This window comes from Streptomyces regalis, assembly GCF_001509475.1.
Lineage (GTDB): Bacteria > Actinomycetota > Actinomycetes > Streptomycetales > Streptomycetaceae > Streptomyces > Streptomyces regalis.
The window spans coordinates 1-17555 of record NZ_LLZG01000002.1 but is presented as its reverse complement, the minus strand read 5'-3'; the positions used below and the strand labels follow the sequence as shown (position 1 = coordinate 17555).

Below are 17555 nucleotides of genomic sequence, written 5' to 3'. Positions count from 1 at the left end.
TCAGGCCGGTGGCGATGGGCTTGGTCGCCGTCCCGAGCAGAGGTGGAATAGGCGGAGGGGGCGCTTGCGATCGGCGCCAGGAAGAAGATGGCGAGGGCCAGTTCGACGAGGCTTACCCCGGCGATCCAGCCCAGGACCCGCAGGGATCCACGCAGAGCCAGGCTGTACAGGGTGACCAGTGCGCTGACGCAGGCCAGCTGCCGAACTCCCCAGCGACCATTCGATGAGGGACACCAGACAACTCATCGGAGGTGGGGAAGGGCGGCATTCTCATCGGTCGGCGCTGCCGGGCGAGACGACCCATTCGGTGGGTTGGCCGGTGAGGGAGGCGATCATGTCGAAGTCGCCGTCGTAGTGGAGGACCGCCCGCCGGTGCAGTTCTGCCGTGGCGGCGATCAGCAGGTCGGGGAGGGACAGGGCGCGGTGGAAGCCCGCGTTGAGAGCGTGGCGCTGGACTTCCAGGGCGCGGGCGAAGGCGCGGTCGTCGGTGTGGAGGTAGTCGAAGGCGTGGAGCCAGGTGCTGATCCGTGTCGCCTCCGAGCTGTCCCGTGCGGAGTGGATCATCTCGTACTCGGTGGGCTGGCACACGGCGAGGAGGTAGCGCTCGTGCAGGGGCTTGAGTACGTCCTTGACGTTCGGCTTCGTCCAGCGGGCGAGGGCGGACTTGTCGATCAGGTAGCGGTCCTGCATCAGGCGGCCCGGCCTCCGTCGCGGTCGCCGTCGCGCTTGAGGGAGCCGTCCGCGTTGCGGGGCCCGGTGTTCTCGACGATCTCGCTGAAGTCGAGCTCGCCGGCCTCCATGGCGTCGAAGCCCTCTTGCCGAAGGTGCCTCTTGACGGCGTCTTCCATGGCTAGGCGGACGGCTTTGGCCTTTGTCTTGGTCCCGAAGATGCGCATGGCCTCGGTGACCATGTCTTCATCGAGGTCGATGACGGTTCTGGCCATGTGGAGATCCTCTCGGAGATGCTTCCGCTAGTGAAACGATACCATTCATCGGCTGTAGTAGATATCGTTTCGATCGGGGGTCCCCCCTCATGGATGGAGGCTGTGGCGTTCATGGTGGCATGCCGCGCGGTCACTCCTTGTGGATGATGGACATCGTCCTAATGTCAGGCTCCGCCCCTGTCGTGGGTTGCCTCAGAAGCGACGGGGTGGCGAGAGGCGGCTGGCCAAGCAGCCCCGTCGGTGGACAGCCGGTGGACAGACGCCTTTGGACGGTGCGTCACGGGGTGGCACAGGTCAACCTGGCGCACATGCTCTGATCAGCAAAAACGTCACCGGACAGCATGGCGAGGCACTGCATAACACGAGTGCTCGTGGTCTCGTAATGCGTAGGTCTCGGGTTCGAATCCCGAAGGCGGCTCCGGCAAAGGCCAGGTCACATAGCCCGTGACCTGGCCTTTTGTGTTACTCCGGGCATGACGCGTCGCACGGCCGGGGTGCCGCGAGACGGCTTGCGTGAGCGATGCGTGAGCGGAGCGGCTCGGAGCCCTACTTCTTGGGCTTCTTCCGCTTGCCCTTCTTCTTGGCCCTAGCCTCGGCTTTCGCCTTGGCCGCCGCCTTCTTGGCGGCCTTGCGGGCCTCCTCCGCCTCGGCCTTCCGCTGAAGCGGTACCAGTTTGGCGGTGGCCTCTGCGGTGCTCTTGCCGACGTGGGGGAGAACGCTCTGGTAGATGTCCCGCGTGATCCGGGTGTCGCTGTGCCCGAGCGTGTCCGACACGATCTTCACGTCGATGCCGGCGGCGAGCATGAGCGTGGCCGCCCCGTGCCGGAGGTGGCTTGCCGAGGGGCGAGCCGCTGTCGAGGCCAGCGAGCCGGACATGGCGCTGCTGTCGCGTGTCCTGGAGGGCCTGCGGACCTCTCTGTAACACCCCAAAAGACCCCGTCCGGTGTACCTGAAGAGCAGCTCCGGGCGGTACGGCGCCCGCTCGTGTCCCCCAGGGTGAGCCGGCGCCGCTCCAGATCCGCTGTCGGGAACCGACACAGCGGATCTACTCAAGACCTCTCGCTCTGGCCGAGCGGGAGCAAGCAGAGAGAACAGGAGTGCACGATGCCCGAGAACGTCGTCATGCAGCCCGCCGAGGACGGGCTGATCGTCTCCCGGAAGTCCATCGCCGCCGCCCGATCCCGCGCCGAGCAGCCGTCCGACGGCGGCTCGACCGGTGTCTCCGACTCCAACGACTGAGCGGAGCCGACAGAAGTGACCGCCTTCTCACAGGTGGTCGAACGCCTCGGTGGGGACTTCCCCACCGGGGCCTTCGGCTGCACTTACCGCACATGGCGCAGCGTCGCCGACTTCTCACCCATCCTGACGTGGGACGACCTCAACACCGTCATCGGCCGGGGACGCCTCGAACCGCCTCGCCTCCGCCTTCACCGAGAGGGGGGAACTCATCCCGCCGCAGCGCTACGCCACCGCCGTCACAACCCGCAGGAACGTGGTGTGGCAGCGCATCCAACCCTCTCGGCTGCACGAGCAACTCCACGACGGCGCCTCGCTGGTACTGGACGCTGTGGATGAACTCCACCAGCCCGCCGAACGCTTGGCCCATGGCCTCGAAGGCGTCTTCCGGAGCCGGGTCCAGATCAACATGTACGTCTCCTGGACCGCGACGGAGGGCTTCGGCACCCATTGGGACGATCACGACGTCATCGTGGTCCAACTCGAAGGGGCCAAGCGGTGGCGTCTGTACGGACCGACCCGAATCAATCCGCTCCACCGCGACACCGAAGCCCCGGAGCCCCCGGCAGACGAGCCCCTCGAAGAAGTCGTCCTGCGCGCCGGCGACATGCTGTACCTGCCCCGGGGCTGGTGGCACGCGGTGGCAGCCACCGAGGGACGCTCCCTGCACCTGACGTGCGGGCTCCAGACCACGACCGGCGCGGATCTGCTGGGCTGGCTCTCGGACCGGCTGCGGACCTCGGAAACCGTACGCGCGCACCTGCCCGTCTTCGCCCAGCCACAGGACCAAGCCGACTACCTCGAACTCCTCCGCAAGGAAGTCACGGACGCCCTCCACGACAGTGCGATTGCAGACTTCCTCATCGCGCGGGACGGCAACGAACCGGGCCGCCCCATGCCGTCACTGCCGTTCCTCGACGCCGTACCAGCGCGCGAAGACCTGCATGTTCGGCTCACCACCGCCCGGGCCCAGCTCACGGACAACGATCAGGGCCAGGTCGTGCTCGTTGAGTGGACGTTCGCCCCGCCCGTGCACGCCGTGCTGTCCCCGCTCCTCGACGGCTCCTCGGTGCCGCTCGGGCACCTCGCGGAAACAAGCGGGCTCACCGTCGGACAGGTCGCCGGGCTCATCACCGAACTGGTCAACGCAAACATCGCGGCGGTGAGCGAGCCGTGAGCCCCGACCTCGCACTGGGAACCTACCGGTGTCGGGACATCCCGCAGGCGGCCGTCCACGCGGTCGCCTGCGGGGGAACTTGGATCGACACCGCCCCCAACTACCACCACGGCCGCGCCCAGACCCAGCTCCAGCCTGTGCTCGCCGGAAACCCGGACCTGCGGGTGTCGACGAAGGTCGGCTTCTTCACCCCCGACATCGCGACAGCCGCCAGGGGCGCCGGCGTTCTCACACCGGCCGAAGCCGCCTCAGGCCAGTGCCTCACTCACCGCTACGTCGCCTGGCAGAGCCGCCGCACTACCGCAGAGCTGGGCCGTACGCCGGACATCGTGTTCGTCCACAACCCGGAACGAGCCGCCCGCCCTCACGACGCCATCGCCAGCGCCTTCACCGCTCTCGAAGTCGAAGCCCGCGCCGGACGGATCGGAGGCTACGGCGTCGCCACCTGGACCGGCTTCGAAGGCACGTTCAGCGTCGCTGACCTTCTCGACATCGCTACCCGTTGCGGAGGTCCCGGCCATCACCTGGCTGCCGTCCAGCTCCCTGTCTCGCTGGTCGTACTCAAGCCGGTCGCGCAGGCACTGGACGGCACCGGCCCTCTCGCCGAGGCGACCGCGGCTGGCCTGGACACCTTCGTTTCCGCGCCTTTGCATGGCGGAGAGCTCCCCGCCATGGTCACCGACGAACTCGCCCACCTCATTGACCCAGGCTCCACGCCGGCCGAGGCCGCGCTGCGTGTCACCGCGTCCGCCCCAGGGGCGAAACGCATCCTCCTGGGATCCGGGCGTGCGCAACACTGGGAGGCCGCCCAGCGCGTCCTCGCTCTGCCTCCGCTCCCGGACAAGACCCTGCATGAGGTGATCGATGTTCTCGGCGCCTGACGACGCCACCGCCCAGCGCATGCGTACCGCCAGGGCTTTCGCGTGCACCACTCTCACCCTGACCGACCTCGCCGAGGAACCCATCTGGGGCTACGCCGGCCGGACCCTCTCCGGTGCCGTTGCCGGTGCGCAGGGCACCGGCTGGCTCCGCCTCGTCGCCGAGCGCCCCGACAAGGCGCACGGGAAACTCTGGGACGGCCCGAAGACCGCCCAGCAGATGCTGCCTCCCGAGATCCCCCGTCCCGTCCTCCACCAAGTCCACGACCGGCAGGCCGTCGGCTGGGCGTACCGGGCGGAGCTGTACCAGCACACGGACGCCACCGTCATCTCCCGCTCACCGGTCCTCGAACACGATCCAGCCCTCCCCGATGCATGGTGGGCGCAGCTTCGAACCGGCCTCGACGCCCTTGCCGAAGCGGCCACCGAACGCATTGCCGTTCGCGAGGAGTACATCCGCCGGGCTGTCCCTCAATACACGGGGCGTGACGTCGGTGACATCGAATGGTCCACCGCCCACGGCGACTTCCACTGGTCCAATCTCGGCGGCCCCGACCTCACCATCCTCGACTGGGAAGGCTGGGGGAGGGCCCCGATTGGCTTCGACGCCGCCCAGCTCCACCTCTACTCGCTCCCCAGCCCTACCACGGCCGCCCGTATTCGCCAGACCCTTGCCCACGTCCTCGACACACCGGCCGCACGCGTGGCAGAACTGACCATCTGCGCCCAGGTACTCCAGGCCGCCGACCGCACGCCGTTCTACAGGGATCTGGCGGGGCCGGTGAAGGGGTACCTGGACACGACATACGAGAGGACGAGGTGAAAGTGGCGCATCGCAAAACCGACGGTCAGCCCCAAGCTCTCCCGCCCGCCCTCGAGTCCATGACCCTGCTCGTCGCGGCCGTCATCGTTCACGACAGGGCCACCAACCGCGTCGTCCTTCTCCAGCGCAGCCAGAACGCCAAGTTCGCGCAGGGCATGTGGGACCTCCCGGTCGGCAAGAGCGAGCCCGGCGAGCCGATCACCGAGACAGCCGTGCGCGAGCTGTATGAGGAAACCGGCCTGACCGTGAAGCCGGAGTCCTTGAGGGTCGCCCACATCATCCACGGCGCCTGGGGCGTGGAGGCTCCCAACGGCTTCCTCACTGTGGTCTTCGCCGCTTATGAATGGACCGGCGAACCCGAGAACCGCGAACCGCGCAAGCACGCCCAGGTCCGATGGGTCGACGCCGACGCCATCCCGGAGGAGTTCGTGAACACCACCGCCAACGCTCTCCACCGCTATCTCCAGAGTGGCCCTCAGGTATCGCTCGACGGATGGAAGTAGCGGCAGTCCAGTAGTGGCTGGAGTCGTAGCCCGAGCCTCTGACTGCCGTTTACATACCCATCACCCTCCCGCCGAGGTGGACGTCGGCGGGAGGGTGTGAAGCGGAGAGGGGTGACTCAGCCGGGCAGCATCTGATGGTGACGACCGAGGCCCGCAGGCGCTTCGTGGCCCTGCCTGGAGCTTCGGCATCCTCGGCTGCCAGGATCGGGCCATGAAGCACCCGCCCAAGGCGAACGAGCCGGTGGACTCAGTCCTCGCGTGGTTCAGTCTCGCGCTGTCCGTGATGTTGTTGATCGTCGGCGTGGACATGTACCGCGACGGCGAGTGGTCGGTGCTCGCCATCGGGGCGATCATGGTCGTGGTGAGCCTGTACCAACTGCGTCGCAGTTCCGCTGTCCGCCGCGATCAGGGCGAAGACGAGTCCTAAGGCCTGTCGTTTCGATCATGCCGCAGCGCGGCATCGCCCAGCGCATCGCCCGCACAGGCACAGGGTCCTTGCCCGGGGAGGTACCGGCCACTGTGCCCGGGAGTCAACGGCGTTGCCGGGTGGCAGGGTCGGCGTCCGCAGTCGCCGACTCCGGAGATCCCCACGGTGCCTCCAGTGCGGCCCGAAGTGCGGTGACGGTATCCGCACCGACGCGCCCGGCGAGCGCGTCTTCGAGCCCGGCCAGCATCTCCATCGTCTCCGCGCGGCGCCGGACACCGGCTGCCGTGAGGAGTACGAGCTTGGACCGGGCGGACCGCGGATCGCTCTCCACGGTCACCGCGCCGAGGGCGACGAGTTCATGGACCCACTGGTGCGCAGTGGGGGCGCTGACGCCCAGACGCCGGGCCAGCTCGGCGATGCTCGCCCCCTCTGACGGGAGCTGACTCAGCAGGGTCACGTGTGCCGAACTGATGGCCGACCCGTCTTCCTGGGCCTCGAACGCAGTGGTCAGGGCGGTTCGGAACCAGTTGTGTGCGCGCCACAGCAGCCGGATGAGCGGCTCGGATTCAGACGGGGAGGAGGACATGTGGTTCTGCTTTCCCAGTGGGGCGGTCGGTTCGGCGCGGTCTGTCGATCGTAAGCCGGTCAGACCTGGTGCCCAACATCACCGGGGTTTCCGAGACCATCCTTCATTAGGTAGCCTATGATTAGGCTACCTAATGCTGGGCTCGATCGATCCCAGCCCCAGCCCCATGTCCCCGATTCGCATAAACCGATGGAAAGGCAGGACGATGACGACAGGACCGTCTGTATCCCCCCTCGCAGCGGGCACCTCGCGGCCCCGCCCGCAGCCGCCCAGGCCGCCGCCTCCACGTCGGCCGGGACCGCCGCCGGCCGTCCGGGGCGCGGCATGAAGGTGATCGCAGTCGAAGAGGCGTTCTCCGTTCCGGAGCTGATCCCGTGGCCGGGCGAGGCCCCTATGCCCCCCGGCTGGGGGCAGGAGTGGGGGCGCCGGCTCGCGGACTTCACGGAGTTGCGGCTGGCGGACATGGACGAGCACGGGGTGGACATGCAGGTCCTGTCGCTCACCTCACCCGGCGTTGAGGCCATCGAGGACCCCTCCGCGGCCGTGGCCGCGGCCCGCCGGGTCAACGACCACCTGGCCGACGTGGTCGCCGCCCACCCGACACGGTTCGCCGGCTTCGCCGCCCTGCCGTTGCAGGACCCGCAGGCCGCCGTGGTCGAGCTGCGCCGGGCGGTGGAGCAACTGGGCCTCAAGGGGGTCCTGCACAACGACCACGTCCAGGGCCACTACCTCGACGAGCCGCAGTTCCGGCCGGTGTGGGCCGAGCTTGAACGGCTCGGCGTGACGCTCTACCTCCATCCCGCGCTCGTCCCTGCCGATCAGTGGCGGGTGTTCCAGGGGCATCCCGTGCTGAGCGGGCCGTCCTGGGGATGGACAGCGCAGGTCGGCGCACACGCACTTCGCCTGATCTACGGCGGAGTGTTCGACGAGTTCCCCGGGGCCTCGGTGACGCTGGGGCACATGGGAGAGCTGCTGCCTTTCCAACTGGCCCGGCTCGACAGCCGCTACCACCAGGCCGACCCCAAGGGCAGGCCACGCCGACTGCCCTCCCACTACCTGCGGCACAACCTCTACGCGACCACCAGCGGCGTCTTCTCGCACGCGGCCCTCCTCGGAGCTGTCCACGCCATCGGCGCCGACCGGCTGCTGTTCGCCGTCGACTACCCCTACGAATCAACGGCCGAGGCAGTCGAGTTCCTCCGCACAGCGCCGTTCTCCCGTGCCGACCTCAAACGCATCGCACACGGCAACGCGGAACGCCTGCTGAACCTCTGACCAGGCACGAGTGCGCAAGCATACCGAGTTCGAAGAGGCCAACCAGTGAGCCTGACCAACGAGAGGAACGAGGACGTGGACACTGCGACGGTGTAGCGATTGCTGGACGAATCGGAGCTGCGGAAGCTGATACAGGCGGTGCCGCGAATGCTCGATGAAAGGGATTTCGACGGCTACGGTGCACTGTTCACCGAAGACGCTGTGATGGAGATCGGCAGGGAAGTCCGCCGCGGTCGACAAGCGATCGCCGACGGCCCCAAGCGCGATTTGCCCTCCCGCTACGAGGCGACGTTTCACCACATGGGCCAGATCTACATCGAGGTCGACGGGGATGAGGCAACGATCCTCACCTACCAAGTTGCGTATCACCTCCCGAAAGTCTCGGAGCCGATGACGCACGAGGACGCCGGTGGCAAGTACCACGCCGTCGCCCGGCGAACCGAGAACGGCTGGCGAATCGCGCGACTCCGTCTCGAAATCGTCCTGACCCAAGGGGCTTCCCTGAGCCTCGACGTCTAGTCGGTTTCGATTGGATCATCGGGCAGACCACAGGAAGATACCCGCGACATGGAGTCCGGCCAGGTAGATGATCGCGGTCTTCTCGTAGCGGGTCGCGATGCCGCGCCACTGCTTGAGGCGGTTGATGCACCGCTCGACGGTGTCGCGCTGCTTGTAGGTCTCGCGGTCGAAGGCCGGTGGTCTGCCGCCCCGGCTGCCCCTTCGCAGCCGGTGGCCGCGCTGGTCCGCCGGGACGGGAATCACTGCCCGGATGCCGCGCTTGCGCAGGTGCCCGCGAATGGCGCGCGACGAATACGCCTTGTCGGCCAGGACGACGTCCGGCCTGGTGCGGGGCCGTCCACGCCGGCGGGGAACGCGCGGACGCCTCATCACCTCGCCGAAGGCGGGTGCGTCACCGGCCTGTCCGGCGGTGAGATGGAAGGCCAGAGGCCGGCAGCGGCCATCGGCTGCGAGGTGGATCTTTGTGGTCAGCCCGCCGCGGGACCGGCCGATGGCGTGGTCGGCCGGTTCGCGTGAACCCGAGGCGCTGGGCGGCCTTGATCACCCGCAGCGCGGTCACCGCGTCCTCTCCGTACAAGCGGTGACCGCCGTTGCTGCGCTCCGGCTCGGCCAGCAGCCCGCGCCGCTCGTAATAGCGCAGGGTCTGGACGTTCACCCCGGCCGCCTCGGCAACCTGCCCGCTGCGCAGTCCCGCGTTCACTGCTGCGTCCCGGCGGTCCATGTGGCGAGAGCGTCCAGGACCGTCTCGTGCGCCGGGTCCACCGCAATGTCCAGGCCGATCAGGTTCTCGCTGGGGGTGGTGGTGAAGGTGAAGAAGGAGCAGCAGCCGCTCTCACGTGCCACCAGGTCCCGGACTCGCTCCTCTACGCCCGGGCCATCGGCCAGTTCCAGGCGCAGCCGCAGAGGCGCGGGCCTTGACGACGAGGCCAGCCGCTCGGAGATCAACGCGTCCCACTCCGCCACCCGCAGGGGCCGCTCGTCGGTGGGCAGCGTGCAGGACTGCGGCACCCACGCCAGATCGCTCATCGCACTCACTCCCGTCGTTACGTCCCCGTGGGCGGGACACCTCCGACGGTAAACCTGTACCTGAGTATCGGTTGCAAGCCCGGGCACGGATTTGGTGGGGAGATCTACTGAGCCAGGGCTGCGGCCGACCACCCCACACGGCGATGGCCTGGCGGCGCAGACGAGGGCGCCGCCTGTGATGGGGAACAGCGACCGCAGGGAATGCCGGGCATCTGCGCTGCTGAGCCGGTCAGGAACCGCGCGGTCCGTCACCCGGATCTGCGGTAGCGGTGACTCCTGCAGTGATACGCCGGTAGGCGGCGCGTGCGTTGGTCAGGCGGGCCAGGGCCGTACCGATGAGGGCGGCGGCGAGTAGGCAGGTCAGCCAGAACGTGTCGCGGTGTCCGGTCCAGGTGAGGATCCCGGCGGGCGGGATGGCGAAGCCGTTGAGGAACAGCCAGCACAGTACGGCGGTCCCGGGGGCGGCGGTGAAGCGTGCGCACAGCCCCAGGAGGGCGGCCAGCAGGGAGAGTACGGCCAGGGCGAGCCCTGGGCGGCCCGGGCCCACGAGGGTGTTGAGAAGAGCCACCAGCACTGCCGCGCCGCCGAACGCCCCGACCCACACCAGCGGGGTGGCGACGGGCTGGGGGACTGGGCGCGCCCCAGTGCTGAGGGACACCCACTCGATCATGCTGACGCTTCCTTCCGGTTCTCCGTGGCGCTGGTGAAATGAGCAACGCCGATCGTCCGGTGGCCGTGGGTTGCAGGCCCTGGGCACGGATTGTCCCACCGCCGTTGCGAGCGGGCTCCGACGGCCGCCTCCGGGGTGCTCGCTAGGGTGGCACCGACGGTTCTCTAAAGAAACAGTCAAACAAGACAGCCACACAGGAGGACAGCCGTGGGCGCTGCGCGGATGAGCAGTACGCCGTTGCCGGGGATCGGCGTGCGCTACGACCTGACCACGCGGGAGCAGCGCCGCTTGTCGGTGGTCGCGCACCGGGACGGGTCGCGGACCTTGAGCGCGTACCAGCAGGATGACCCGGACGCGTGCGCGCTGTCGGTGCGGCTGACGTCCGGGGAGGCGGCGACGCTGATCGACGCGCTGATGCCAGCCCACCACAGCCCGAACCTGCTCTCCACTACCGAGTTGGGTCTGGTGGCCGAGCGCATCGAACTGTCCGCCACCTCCCACTGGAACGGGCGGCTGCTGGGCGACACCCGGATGCGTACCGAGACCGGCGTGTCCATCGTGGCAGTACTGCGTCGCGCCGAGGCGATCCCCTCCCCGGGGCCGGACTTCCGGCTGGCGGGGGGCGACACCCTTATCGTGATCGGCACCCGCGAGGGTGTGGAGGCTGCTGCCGCGATACTCGGGCGGGAGTGACGGTCGTGCACTCCTCCGCGGTCTTCCTGATCGAGTTCGGCGCGATCATCCTCGGTCTGGGACTGCTGGGCCGGTTCGCCGGACGCTTCCAGTTCTCGCCGATCCCGCTGTACCTGCTGGCCGGGCTCGCATTCGGCGAGGGCGGATTGCTGCCCCTCGGCACGAGTGAGGAGTTCGTGGCAATCGGCGCCGAGATCGGCGTGATCCTGCTGCTGCTCATGCTCGGCCTGGAGTACACGGCCAGCGATCTGGTCTCCAACCTCAGGACCCAGTACCCGGCCGGTCTCGTCGACGCCGCGTTCAACGCCGTGCCCGGCGCGGCCATGGCGCTGCTGCTGGGATGGGGGCCGGTGGCAGCCGTGGTGCTCGCCGGCGTCACCTGGATCTCGTCCTCCGGGGTGATCGCCAAGGTCCTCGGTGACCTGGGCCGGCTGGGTAACCGCGAAACGCCGGTCATCCTTAGCATCCTGGTGCTCGAAGACCTCTCCATGGCGGTCTACTTGCCGATCATCACCGCTCTGCTGGCCGGAACGAGTCTCGCGGCGGGCAGCGCCACACTGGCCATCGCGCTCGGCGTCGCCGGAATCGTGCTCCTGGTGGCGGTGCGCTACGGGCGGCACATCTCGCGCTTCGTCTCCAGCGACGACCCCGAGAAACTGCTGCTGGTGGTGCTGGGCCTGACTCTGCTCGTCGCCGGCCTGGCCCAGCAACTGCAGGTATCGGCCGCCGTGGGTGCGTTCCTGGTCGGCATCGCCCTGTCCGGCGAGGTCGCCGAGGGCGCGCACAACCTGCTGGCGCCGCTGCGGGATCTGTTCGCGGCGGTGTTCTTCGTCTTCTTCGGCCTGCACCGATCCATCCAGCATCCCGCCGGTCCTCCTCCCGGCGCTCGCCTTGGCCGTCATCACCGCCCTCACGAAGATCGCCACCGGCTACTGGGCCGCCCGCCGGGCCGGGATCTCCGCCAAGGGCCGATGGCGTGCAGGCGGCGCCCTGGTCGCACGCGGCGAGTTCTCCATCGTCATCGCCGGACTGGCGGTCACGGCGGGCATCGAACCTTCCCTGGGCCCCCTGGCCACGGCGTACGTGCTGATCCTGGTGATCCTGGGCCCGCTCACCGCCCGCTACACCGAGCCGGTAGCCCTCCGTCTGGTGGGCCGCCTGGGCAAGGCCGCACCGACGGGGCAGGTGCCGAGCGACGGCGAGACGTCGCTGACGGCGCCTTCCGAAGTGGTGGACGATCAGGGCGCGGTCGGACGGTCATGAGTGGGGACAGCTGGGCGGCGCTGACGCAGCGGGACATGGTCCTGCTGCGACCGTGTGCTCCGGCGCGGCCGTGCGGGCAGCCGCGACGCACCGGACGCCGCGCCCATGTGCTCGGTTCTGCCGTGCTCAGCGGTGAGCGTGCGCGGCCTCGGCGGGCTCGGACACCGCCGTCGCGGCCGACGCCTCGCGCGGCGGGCGGCGGGTGAGGCGGCGAGCCAGGGGCTCGGTCCAGCGGGCAGCCAGTGGCCCGAGGACGACCAGGATCAGGACGTAGGCGGTGGCCAGTGGGCCGATGCGCGGTTCGACGCCGACCGCGAGTCCGGCGATGACGATGGAGAACTCGCCCCGCGCCACCAGTGTTCCGCCCGCGCGCCAGCGGCCCTTGGCCGAGATCCCGGCACGGCGGGCGGCCCAGTAGCCCGTGGCGATCTTCGTCAGGATGGTGACGGCGGCCAGAGCGAGAGCGGGCACCAGTACGGGCGGGATCTCGGCGGGATCGGTGTGCAGGCCGAAGAAGACGAAGAACACTGCGGCGAACAGGTCCCGCAGCGGGGTGAGGAGGTTGCCGGCGCCCTCGGCGACCTCGCCGGACAGGGCGATGCCGACCAGGAACGCGCCGACCGCCGCCGACACCTGGAGCTGCTGGGCGATGCCCGCGACGAGCAGGGTGAGGCCGAAGACGACCAGCAGGAGCATCTCCGCGCTGTCGGAGGAGACCGCACGGCTGACCAAGCGGCCGTGGCGCAAGGCCACGTACAGCACGGCGCCGACCGTGCCCAGGGCAATCAGGAGAGTCACGGCGCCGCCCGCCAGGCTCACCCCGGCCAGCAGGGCGGTGAGGATCGGCAGATAGACGGCCATGGAGAGGTCTTCCAGGACCAACACGCCGAGTACGACCGGGGTCTCGCGGTTACCGAGCCGGCGCAGATCGCCGAGCACCTTGGCGATCACCCCGGATGACGAGATCCAGGTGACACCGGCCAGCGCGACGGCCGCCACCGGGCCCCAGCCGAGCAGCAGGGCCATCGCGGCACCGGGCGTGGCGTTGAGGACGAAGTCGACCGCGCCGGAGGGGTATTGGGTCTTGAGGGTGGTGACGAGTTCGGAGGCGCTGTACTCCAGGCCGAGCAGGAGCAGCAGGAGTATGACGCCGATCTCGGCCCCAGTGGCGACGAACTCCTCACTGGCCTGCAGGGGCAGGATGCCGCCATGGCCGAAGGCCAGTCCGGCGAGCAGATACAGGGGTATGGGCGAGAAGCCCACCCGTCCGGCGAGGCGTCCCAGCAACCCGAGGGCGAGGATGATCGCCCCGAGTTCGATGAGCATGGCGGTGGTGTTGTGCACGGGCGTCTGACCTCCGTGGATCGGTTCGGTGGCGGCGTCTGTGCCTGTTGCGGGTGCCGGCGGTTCGGGCTTGAGCCCCGGACGGGCCTTGGGTGCCATTGCGGGTACGCGAGTAACCGTTCGGGCCGGTCGGCTTCGCATCGTCTTGCGGCAAGACGGTGCTGAGGGTCGTGTGTGCGAGCCGAGCGAAACGGCTCGGTGAGAAGCGGGGCGGGGCTGCGTCCTTGCAGCGGGCTCGGGGGGTCGGCAGGAGATCCGGACCGCGTGGTGCCGTGCGACCAGCCGTGTCGCGGCCGCTTGTCCCCGTCGGGCGGGGCGCCCGTCAGCGCGCCGAGCGGCCGTTCAAGCCGGTGGCGCTGTCGGTATCAGGGACGCCGTCGCGGGCGGGGTTCTCGACGCGCGCAGGGACGTTGTTGCGTACGCGGATGACCCGACCCATGTCACGCCCCCATCCCATCGGCCCGAAAACAGCAACACCACCCCAACGCCTGAGCGACCCCTCGCTCAACAGAGCGTAAGGGCTCGGTAAAGAATTCTAGCGCACCCCAAATGCCGGTAATCATACGGAAATTGCCGTATCGGCATGAGGCGGGCGCATGGTCAGCACATCACCCCGTCAGCACAGGGGCCGGTACGCGCTGGTCTCGGGGTGCCTCTGATGGCGCCTCAGTCGCCGTTCGCAGCAGGGCGGTTCCACTCGGCGGTGGTCCTGGGGTCGCCATGCTCGGCCTCCCGATCGCACGGAGGCCGCGCTCGGCGGCTTCGGTGGCGACGATCCCGGCGAGCAGGACGACCCCGCAGACCAAGAGCATCGCGTACAGCTGCCGCAGCGTCACCGGCGGACCCAGCCGCTGCCGCAGGGGCCCGGTCCGGCGCGTCAGCGGAAAGGAGGGCTGCGGCGCCCTGCTCGCACGCGATGCGGGTCGAACAACTGGACGGCGATGCCGGTGAGGACCAACCCCGTGGCGATGAGCAGCCCGTTGGCCAGAACAATGCCGGTGACCAGTACGGCCACGGCGACCACGAGCTCCCACCAGGCACTGGTGTACCGGTACTCGCGAGGCCGGGCGGGGCGTCCAGCCCCGAACGCCCGGGCGAAGCGGGGATCATCACGCGCAAGTCGTTCTTCTAGGGCGGCCAAGTATTCGTCGTCGGACTGGGGCACGGCTCCTCCTTCCCGGAACACGTCGCCGTCCTGGAACGGGTTGAGGCGGTGGGCGGCTGGGGCCAAAGGTGTTTCCTCGGGCGCCGGGCGCCGGGCGCCGGGCGCCGGGCGCCGGGCGCCGGACGTCGGGCGCCGGACGCCGGGCGTCGTGCACAGGTCAGGGTGAGGACAACTCGGCACTCAGACCCGCTCAGCACCGCATACGACCCCCGCTGCGGCACACGGCTCGCAGCAGCGCCCAGCCCAGCGTCAGCAGCCGACCGCGACCTCAGGCCGCCGCCGTCACAGGGCACCGAACCGTCCGCACACGGCCACGGCCGTATCACCCGGCCTCCCGTGTTCCCCTTCCCGCCATCAGGCCCAACACCCAACCTTTCCTGGTGGCGGAAACGCACAAACCCTTGCTGGAGGACCTGCACAAACACCGCCACCCACATCCAGCAGCCGTGCACGGCTGTCGGTCGCGCCCGGCGGGTGCGCACGAAGATGGGTGGGAGGGGGGACGGCGCACGACTCACCGGGTGACGCTCGCGCTGGTCAGGTACTGCCGTCTCGTGTGTCGGGCGCTGGCCGAGGCCGGGACGGGGCTGGGCCTGCCAGACGGGTGAGGACCGGGCCCACGAGGGCGAGGATGAAGACGTACGTGGTCACCAGCGGGCCCAGAGTGTCGTGCAGGGCGCCGACCAGCCCGACGATCACCAGGGAGAACTCGCCGCGGGCGATGAGCGCGGTCCCGGCACGCAGCTGCCCGCGGCGGCCCACCTGGTCACGCATGGCGGCGTACCGTCCAGTGAGGATCTTCGTGACCACGGTGACCGCGGCGAGCGCGAGCGCTGCCGGGAGGGCGGGCAGCAGGTCGACAGGGTCGACGGACAGCCCGATGGCCAGGAAGAACACGGCGGCGAAGAGGTCACGCAAGGGGCTGAGCACGGCCCGGGTACGGGTGGCGGTCTCACCGGTCAGGGTGAGACCGACCAGGAAGGCGCCGACGGCGGCCGAGGCATGGACGAACTCGGCCAGAGCAGCGACGATCAGCGTGAGGCCGAGCACCCGCAGCAGCAGTTGTTCGGCGTCTGGGTGGGCGATGAGCTTGCCCAGGTGGTGCCCCCACCGGTAGGAGACGGCGAAGGCGGTGAGCACGGCGCCGACCGCGGCGAGCACACCCAGCATCGCCTGCCACCACTGGCCGCCGGAGGCGAGCACGGCGAGGACGGGCAGGTAGAGGGCCATGGCGCAGTCCTCCATGACCAGCACCGACAAGACCGCCGGTGTCTCCCGGTTGCCCAGTCGGCGAAGGTCGGTGAGCAGGCGGGCGATGATGCCGGAAGAGGAGATGTATGTGGCGCCGGCCAGCGCGAGAATGCCGACGCCGTCCATGCCGAGCAACACCCCGGCCACCGCACCGGGTGCGGCGTTGAGTACGAGATCGACCAGAGCCGATGGCACGTGCCTGCGCATACCGACCGCGAACTCGGTCAGGGAGAACTCCAGGCCGAGCGTCAGCAGGAGCAGCACCACCCCGATGGCGGCGCCTGTCTCGACGAATTGCCCCGCTGCGGGGACGGGGGCCACGCCCCCTTCGCCGACCGCCAGCCCCGCCAGCAGATACAGCGGAATGGGCGAGAGGGTGAAGCGCCGCGCCAATGTCCCGAGCACGCTCAGGGCGGCGAGGAGCAACCCCAGCTCCAGCAGCAACGCGACCGGTGTACGCACGGGGCTCAGCCCTGGACGATGCGTGCCACGCCCGTGATGCCCTCGTGGGTACCGATCACGACCAGGACGTCCCCGCCCCGGAGAACCTCCTGAGGCGTGGGAGAGGCGATCACATCCTCACCCCGCACCACCGCGACGATCGACGCCCCGGTCTGAGTCCGTGCCCGCGTCGCGCCCAGGGGCCGGCCGTCATACGCACTTCCCGCGCCCACCCGGACCTGCCCGGACACCAGTCCCGGAACCTCCTTCGTCAGGTCGGCGAACCGCTCCGCGATTCGCGGCGCGCCCAGGATCTCCGCGACCGTGTCGGCCTCTTCGCTATTGAGCTCAAGAACCGGACGACCTTCATCCGGGTCCTCTCCCGCATAGACCACCAGCTCGAAGTCCCCCGTGCGCCGTGCCACCACCCCCACCCGCTCGCCCCGGTGATTGGTGAACTCATAGCGCAGGCCCACACCGGGCAGCAGCACCTCGGTGACATCCATCCCCCCATCATCGAGTGAGATCACGGAAACGGCATCCGAGGAGGCCATGCGGGAAGAACGACTCAGCACCGACAGCCGCGAGGACGTACGACTGCGTCTCCTCGGCGAATTCGCCCTCAGCGCTTGGCGCTGTGGCGCCCGCAACTGGGTCGCCGGCCGCAGCCCTGATCAAGTGCCTTTGGGTCGTGGGCCAGACGGTCGAACAGCGTGACGTAGTGGTCGATCACCGCGGCGTTCGTCTGGGGCTTCTGAGCCGTCTCGGTCATTGCCGTACCTCTTCGTCTCTTACGGGCACCGGATACGCTCCGGTCGGGTTTCCAAGGGCCCGGACCACAGCGGATCATGACCGTGTCACCGACGCCGGACAGCAAGCGGCGGCCGCATCGAGAAAGTCGATACGGCCGCCGCTGCCGTGACGAGGTTCCGTCGCCCGACGGTGATGCCGGGATGACGAGAATCAGACGCCGTAGGGGTTTTCGATGACGAAGACCCAGTCGCCCTCGGTCGTCCTTCTCATCACCTCGACCGACTTTCCTTCCACGGTGCCGCTCTCGCTCGTGATCCGCCAGGACACCTGGACCATCGCCAGGTCGCCGTTCTGATGGACCGACGTGGCCCCCATCTCAATGGTGCTGGGCGAGGCGAGGTAGGACTTCAGCGCTTCCTTGATGCTTTCCCTGCCGTAGACGGGCTCCTGTCCCGGTCCCGGTACGAACATGGCGTCTTCGCCGAACAGGGAACCCAGTCCGTCGAGGTCCTGGTCCTTGAGGTACTGGGCGAAGCGCTCGTGCACGACTTCCGGTGTCATGTTCTTTCCTTTTCTTTTCT

General features: G+C 69.0%; 21 protein-coding genes and 3 pseudogenes. 10 read left to right on the top strand and 14 right to left on the bottom strand.

Annotated elements, in window-relative coordinates:
* Positions 1 to 270 precede the first annotated feature (270 nt).
* From ADL12_RS01535 to ADL12_RS58275, 3 genes and pseudogenes are all read right to left on the bottom strand, one after another.
* On the bottom strand, positions 271 to 690 hold the full coding sequence (locus tag ADL12_RS01535) for a PIN domain nuclease (protein ID WP_062697605.1): 420 nt from the start codon (positions 688 to 690) through the stop codon (positions 271 to 273).
* Positions 690 to 944, bottom strand: coding sequence for a type II toxin-antitoxin system VapB family antitoxin (locus ADL12_RS01530; RefSeq protein WP_062697603.1), 255 nt, complete (start codon positions 942 to 944; stop codon positions 690 to 692). Before ADL12_RS01530 ends, ADL12_RS01535 begins: the two co-directional genes overlap by 1 nt.
* A gap of 546 nt (positions 945 to 1490) precedes the next feature.
* Positions 1491 to 1808, bottom strand: a pseudogene (locus tag ADL12_RS58275) (tyrosine-type recombinase/integrase); the annotation flags it as partial.
* 240 nt (positions 1809 to 2048) lie between these two features.
* Between ADL12_RS58275 and ADL12_RS57590 the strand changes: the two are divergent.
* The 6 genes from ADL12_RS57590 to ADL12_RS01500 all read left to right on the top strand — a co-directional run bounded on the left by ADL12_RS57590 (position 2049) and on the right by ADL12_RS01500 (position 5988).
* Positions 2049 to 2183 carry a hypothetical protein gene (locus ADL12_RS57590; RefSeq protein WP_279617120.1) on the top strand — a complete coding sequence of 45 codons (135 nt, stop codon included), beginning with the start codon at positions 2049 to 2051 and terminating at the stop codon, positions 2181 to 2183.
* Between the two features lie 256 nt (positions 2184 to 2439).
* Positions 2440 to 3357, top strand: a complete 918-nt coding sequence (locus ADL12_RS01520; RefSeq protein ID WP_244187729.1) for a cupin domain-containing protein — start codon at positions 2440 to 2442, stop codon at positions 3355 to 3357.
* On the top strand, positions 3354 to 4238 hold the full coding sequence (locus ADL12_RS01515; RefSeq protein ID WP_062697599.1) for an aldo/keto reductase: 885 nt from the start codon (positions 3354 to 3356) through the stop codon (positions 4236 to 4238). The genes ADL12_RS01520 and ADL12_RS01515 overlap by 4 nt, the downstream gene beginning before the upstream one ends.
* Complete coding sequence (locus ADL12_RS01510) at positions 4222 to 5058, top strand: hypothetical protein (RefSeq protein WP_062697597.1); 837 nt, start codon at positions 4222 to 4224, stop codon at positions 5056 to 5058. The genes ADL12_RS01515 and ADL12_RS01510 overlap by 17 nt, the downstream gene beginning before the upstream one ends.
* A gap of 2 nt (positions 5059 to 5060) precedes the next feature.
* A complete protein-coding gene (locus ADL12_RS01505) occupies positions 5061 to 5561 on the top strand; it encodes an NUDIX domain-containing protein (protein ID WP_062697595.1) in 501 nt (166 codons plus the stop codon).
* Between the two features lie 211 nt (positions 5562 to 5772).
* Positions 5773 to 5988, top strand: coding sequence for a hypothetical protein (locus tag ADL12_RS01500; RefSeq protein WP_062697593.1), 216 nt, complete (start codon positions 5773 to 5775; stop codon positions 5986 to 5988).
* 103 nt (positions 5989 to 6091) lie between these two features.
* Here ADL12_RS01500 and ADL12_RS01495 read toward each other — a convergent pair whose 3' ends face one another.
* Entirely contained in the window at positions 6092 to 6574 is a 483-nt protein-coding gene (locus ADL12_RS01495) for a MarR family winged helix-turn-helix transcriptional regulator (RefSeq protein ID WP_062697591.1), read from the bottom strand.
* A 189-nt stretch (positions 6575 to 6763) separates the two neighbouring features.
* Here ADL12_RS01495 and ADL12_RS01490 point away from each other — a divergent pair, with 189 nt between their 5' ends.
* Entirely contained in the window at positions 6764 to 7849 is a 1086-nt protein-coding gene (locus ADL12_RS01490) for an amidohydrolase family protein (protein WP_244187728.1), read from the top strand.
* A 99-nt stretch (positions 7850 to 7948) separates the two neighbouring features.
* Entirely contained in the window at positions 7949 to 8368 is a 420-nt protein-coding gene (locus ADL12_RS01485; RefSeq protein WP_062697589.1) for a nuclear transport factor 2 family protein, read from the top strand.
* A gap of 15 nt (positions 8369 to 8383) precedes the next feature.
* On the opposite strand, the pseudogene ADL12_RS01480 reads toward ADL12_RS01485, so the two are convergent.
* From ADL12_RS01480 to ADL12_RS01470, 4 genes and pseudogenes are all read right to left on the bottom strand, one after another.
* Positions 8384 to 8860 (bottom strand): annotated as a pseudogene (locus ADL12_RS01480) (IS5 family transposase); the annotation flags it as partial.
* The gene (locus ADL12_RS53655) at positions 8760 to 9089 is read right to left on the bottom strand and encodes a MerR family transcriptional regulator (protein ID WP_244187727.1); all 330 of its coding nucleotides are present in this window, start codon (positions 9087 to 9089) and stop codon (positions 8760 to 8762) included. The pseudogene ADL12_RS01480 and the gene ADL12_RS53655, both read right to left, overlap by 101 nt.
* On the bottom strand, positions 9065 to 9394 hold the full coding sequence (locus tag ADL12_RS01475; RefSeq protein WP_062697585.1) for a hypothetical protein: 330 nt from the start codon (positions 9392 to 9394) through the stop codon (positions 9065 to 9067). Before ADL12_RS01475 ends, ADL12_RS53655 begins: the two co-directional genes overlap by 25 nt.
* A 229-nt stretch (positions 9395 to 9623) precedes the next feature.
* Positions 9624 to 10064, bottom strand: coding sequence for a hypothetical protein (locus ADL12_RS01470; protein WP_062697583.1), 441 nt, complete (start codon positions 10062 to 10064; stop codon positions 9624 to 9626).
* Positions 10065 to 10286: 222 nt separating this feature from the next.
* On the opposite strand from ADL12_RS01470, the gene ADL12_RS01465 reads away from it, so the two are divergent.
* Positions 10287 to 10757, top strand: a complete 471-nt coding sequence (locus ADL12_RS01465; protein WP_062697771.1) for a cation:proton antiporter regulatory subunit — start codon at positions 10287 to 10289, stop codon at positions 10755 to 10757.
* Between the two features lie 5 nt (positions 10758 to 10762).
* Positions 10763 to 12020 (top strand): annotated as a pseudogene (locus tag ADL12_RS01460) (cation:proton antiporter).
* A gap of 126 nt (positions 12021 to 12146) precedes the next feature.
* On the opposite strand, the gene ADL12_RS01455 reads toward ADL12_RS01460, so the two are convergent.
* The 6 genes from ADL12_RS01455 to ADL12_RS01435 all read right to left on the bottom strand — a co-directional run bounded on the left by ADL12_RS01455 (position 12147) and on the right by ADL12_RS01435 (position 17535).
* Positions 12147 to 13364 (bottom strand): cation:proton antiporter, encoded by a 1218-nt coding sequence (locus tag ADL12_RS01455; RefSeq protein ID WP_062697581.1) that lies wholly within the window; start codon positions 13362 to 13364, stop codon positions 12147 to 12149.
* Positions 13365 to 14241: 877 nt separating this feature from the next.
* A complete protein-coding gene (locus tag ADL12_RS01450) occupies positions 14242 to 14529 on the bottom strand; it encodes a DUF3040 domain-containing protein (RefSeq protein ID WP_062697769.1) in 288 nt (95 codons plus the stop codon).
* A gap of 537 nt (positions 14530 to 15066) precedes the next feature.
* Positions 15067 to 16242 (bottom strand): cation:proton antiporter, encoded by a 1176-nt coding sequence (locus ADL12_RS01445; RefSeq protein WP_062697579.1) that lies wholly within the window; start codon positions 16240 to 16242, stop codon positions 15067 to 15069.
* Between the two features lie 5 nt (positions 16243 to 16247).
* Positions 16248 to 16727 (bottom strand): cation:proton antiporter regulatory subunit, encoded by a 480-nt coding sequence (locus ADL12_RS01440; RefSeq protein ID WP_062697577.1) that lies wholly within the window; start codon positions 16725 to 16727, stop codon positions 16248 to 16250.
* Between the two features lie 116 nt (positions 16728 to 16843).
* Complete coding sequence (locus ADL12_RS53650) at positions 16844 to 16993, bottom strand: hypothetical protein (RefSeq protein WP_159053048.1); 150 nt, start codon at positions 16991 to 16993, stop codon at positions 16844 to 16846.
* A gap of 191 nt (positions 16994 to 17184) precedes the next feature.
* The gene (locus ADL12_RS01435) at positions 17185 to 17535 is read right to left on the bottom strand and encodes a YybH family protein (RefSeq protein WP_063806598.1); all 351 of its coding nucleotides are present in this window, start codon (positions 17533 to 17535) and stop codon (positions 17185 to 17187) included.
* Between the last annotated feature and the right edge of the window lie 20 nt (positions 17536 to 17555).

Coding starts and splice junctions, on each gene's coding strand:
- ADL12_RS01535 (WP_062697605.1), bottom strand. CDS start 690: ATGCAGGACCGCTACCTGATCGACAAGTCCGCCCTCGCCCGCTGGACG.
- ADL12_RS01530 (WP_062697603.1), bottom strand. CDS start 944: ATGGCCAGAACCGTCATCGACCTCGATGAAGACATGGTCACCGAGGCC.
- ADL12_RS57590 (WP_279617120.1), top strand. CDS start 2,049: ATGCCCGAGAACGTCGTCATGCAGCCCGCCGAGGACGGGCTGATCGTC.
- ADL12_RS01510 (WP_062697597.1), top strand. CDS start 4,222: ATGTTCTCGGCGCCTGACGACGCCACCGCCCAGCGCATGCGTACCGCC.
- ADL12_RS01500 (WP_062697593.1), top strand. CDS start 5,773: ATGAAGCACCCGCCCAAGGCGAACGAGCCGGTGGACTCAGTCCTCGCG.
- ADL12_RS01495 (WP_062697591.1), bottom strand. CDS start 6,574: ATGTCCTCCTCCCCGTCTGAATCCGAGCCGCTCATCCGGCTGCTGTGG.
- ADL12_RS01490 (WP_244187728.1), top strand. CDS start 6,764: ATGGAAAGGCAGGACGATGACGACAGGACCGTCTGTATCCCCCCTCGC.
- ADL12_RS53655 (WP_244187727.1), bottom strand. CDS start 9,089: ATGGACCGCCGGGACGCAGCAGTGAACGCGGGACTGCGCAGCGGGCAG.
- ADL12_RS01475 (WP_062697585.1), bottom strand. CDS start 9,394: ATGAGCGATCTGGCGTGGGTGCCGCAGTCCTGCACGCTGCCCACCGAC.
- ADL12_RS01470 (WP_062697583.1), bottom strand. CDS start 10,064: ATGATCGAGTGGGTGTCCCTCAGCACTGGGGCGCGCCCAGTCCCCCAG.
- ADL12_RS01465 (WP_062697771.1), top strand. CDS start 10,287: ATGAGCAGTACGCCGTTGCCGGGGATCGGCGTGCGCTACGACCTGACC.
- ADL12_RS01440 (WP_062697577.1), bottom strand. CDS start 16,727: ATGGATGTCACCGAGGTGCTGCTGCCCGGTGTGGGCCTGCGCTATGAG.
- ADL12_RS53650 (WP_159053048.1), bottom strand. CDS start 16,993: ATGACCGAGACGGCTCAGAAGCCCCAGACGAACGCCGCGGTGATCGAC.
- ADL12_RS01435 (WP_063806598.1), bottom strand. CDS start 17,535: ATGACACCGGAAGTCGTGCACGAGCGCTTCGCCCAGTACCTCAAGGAC.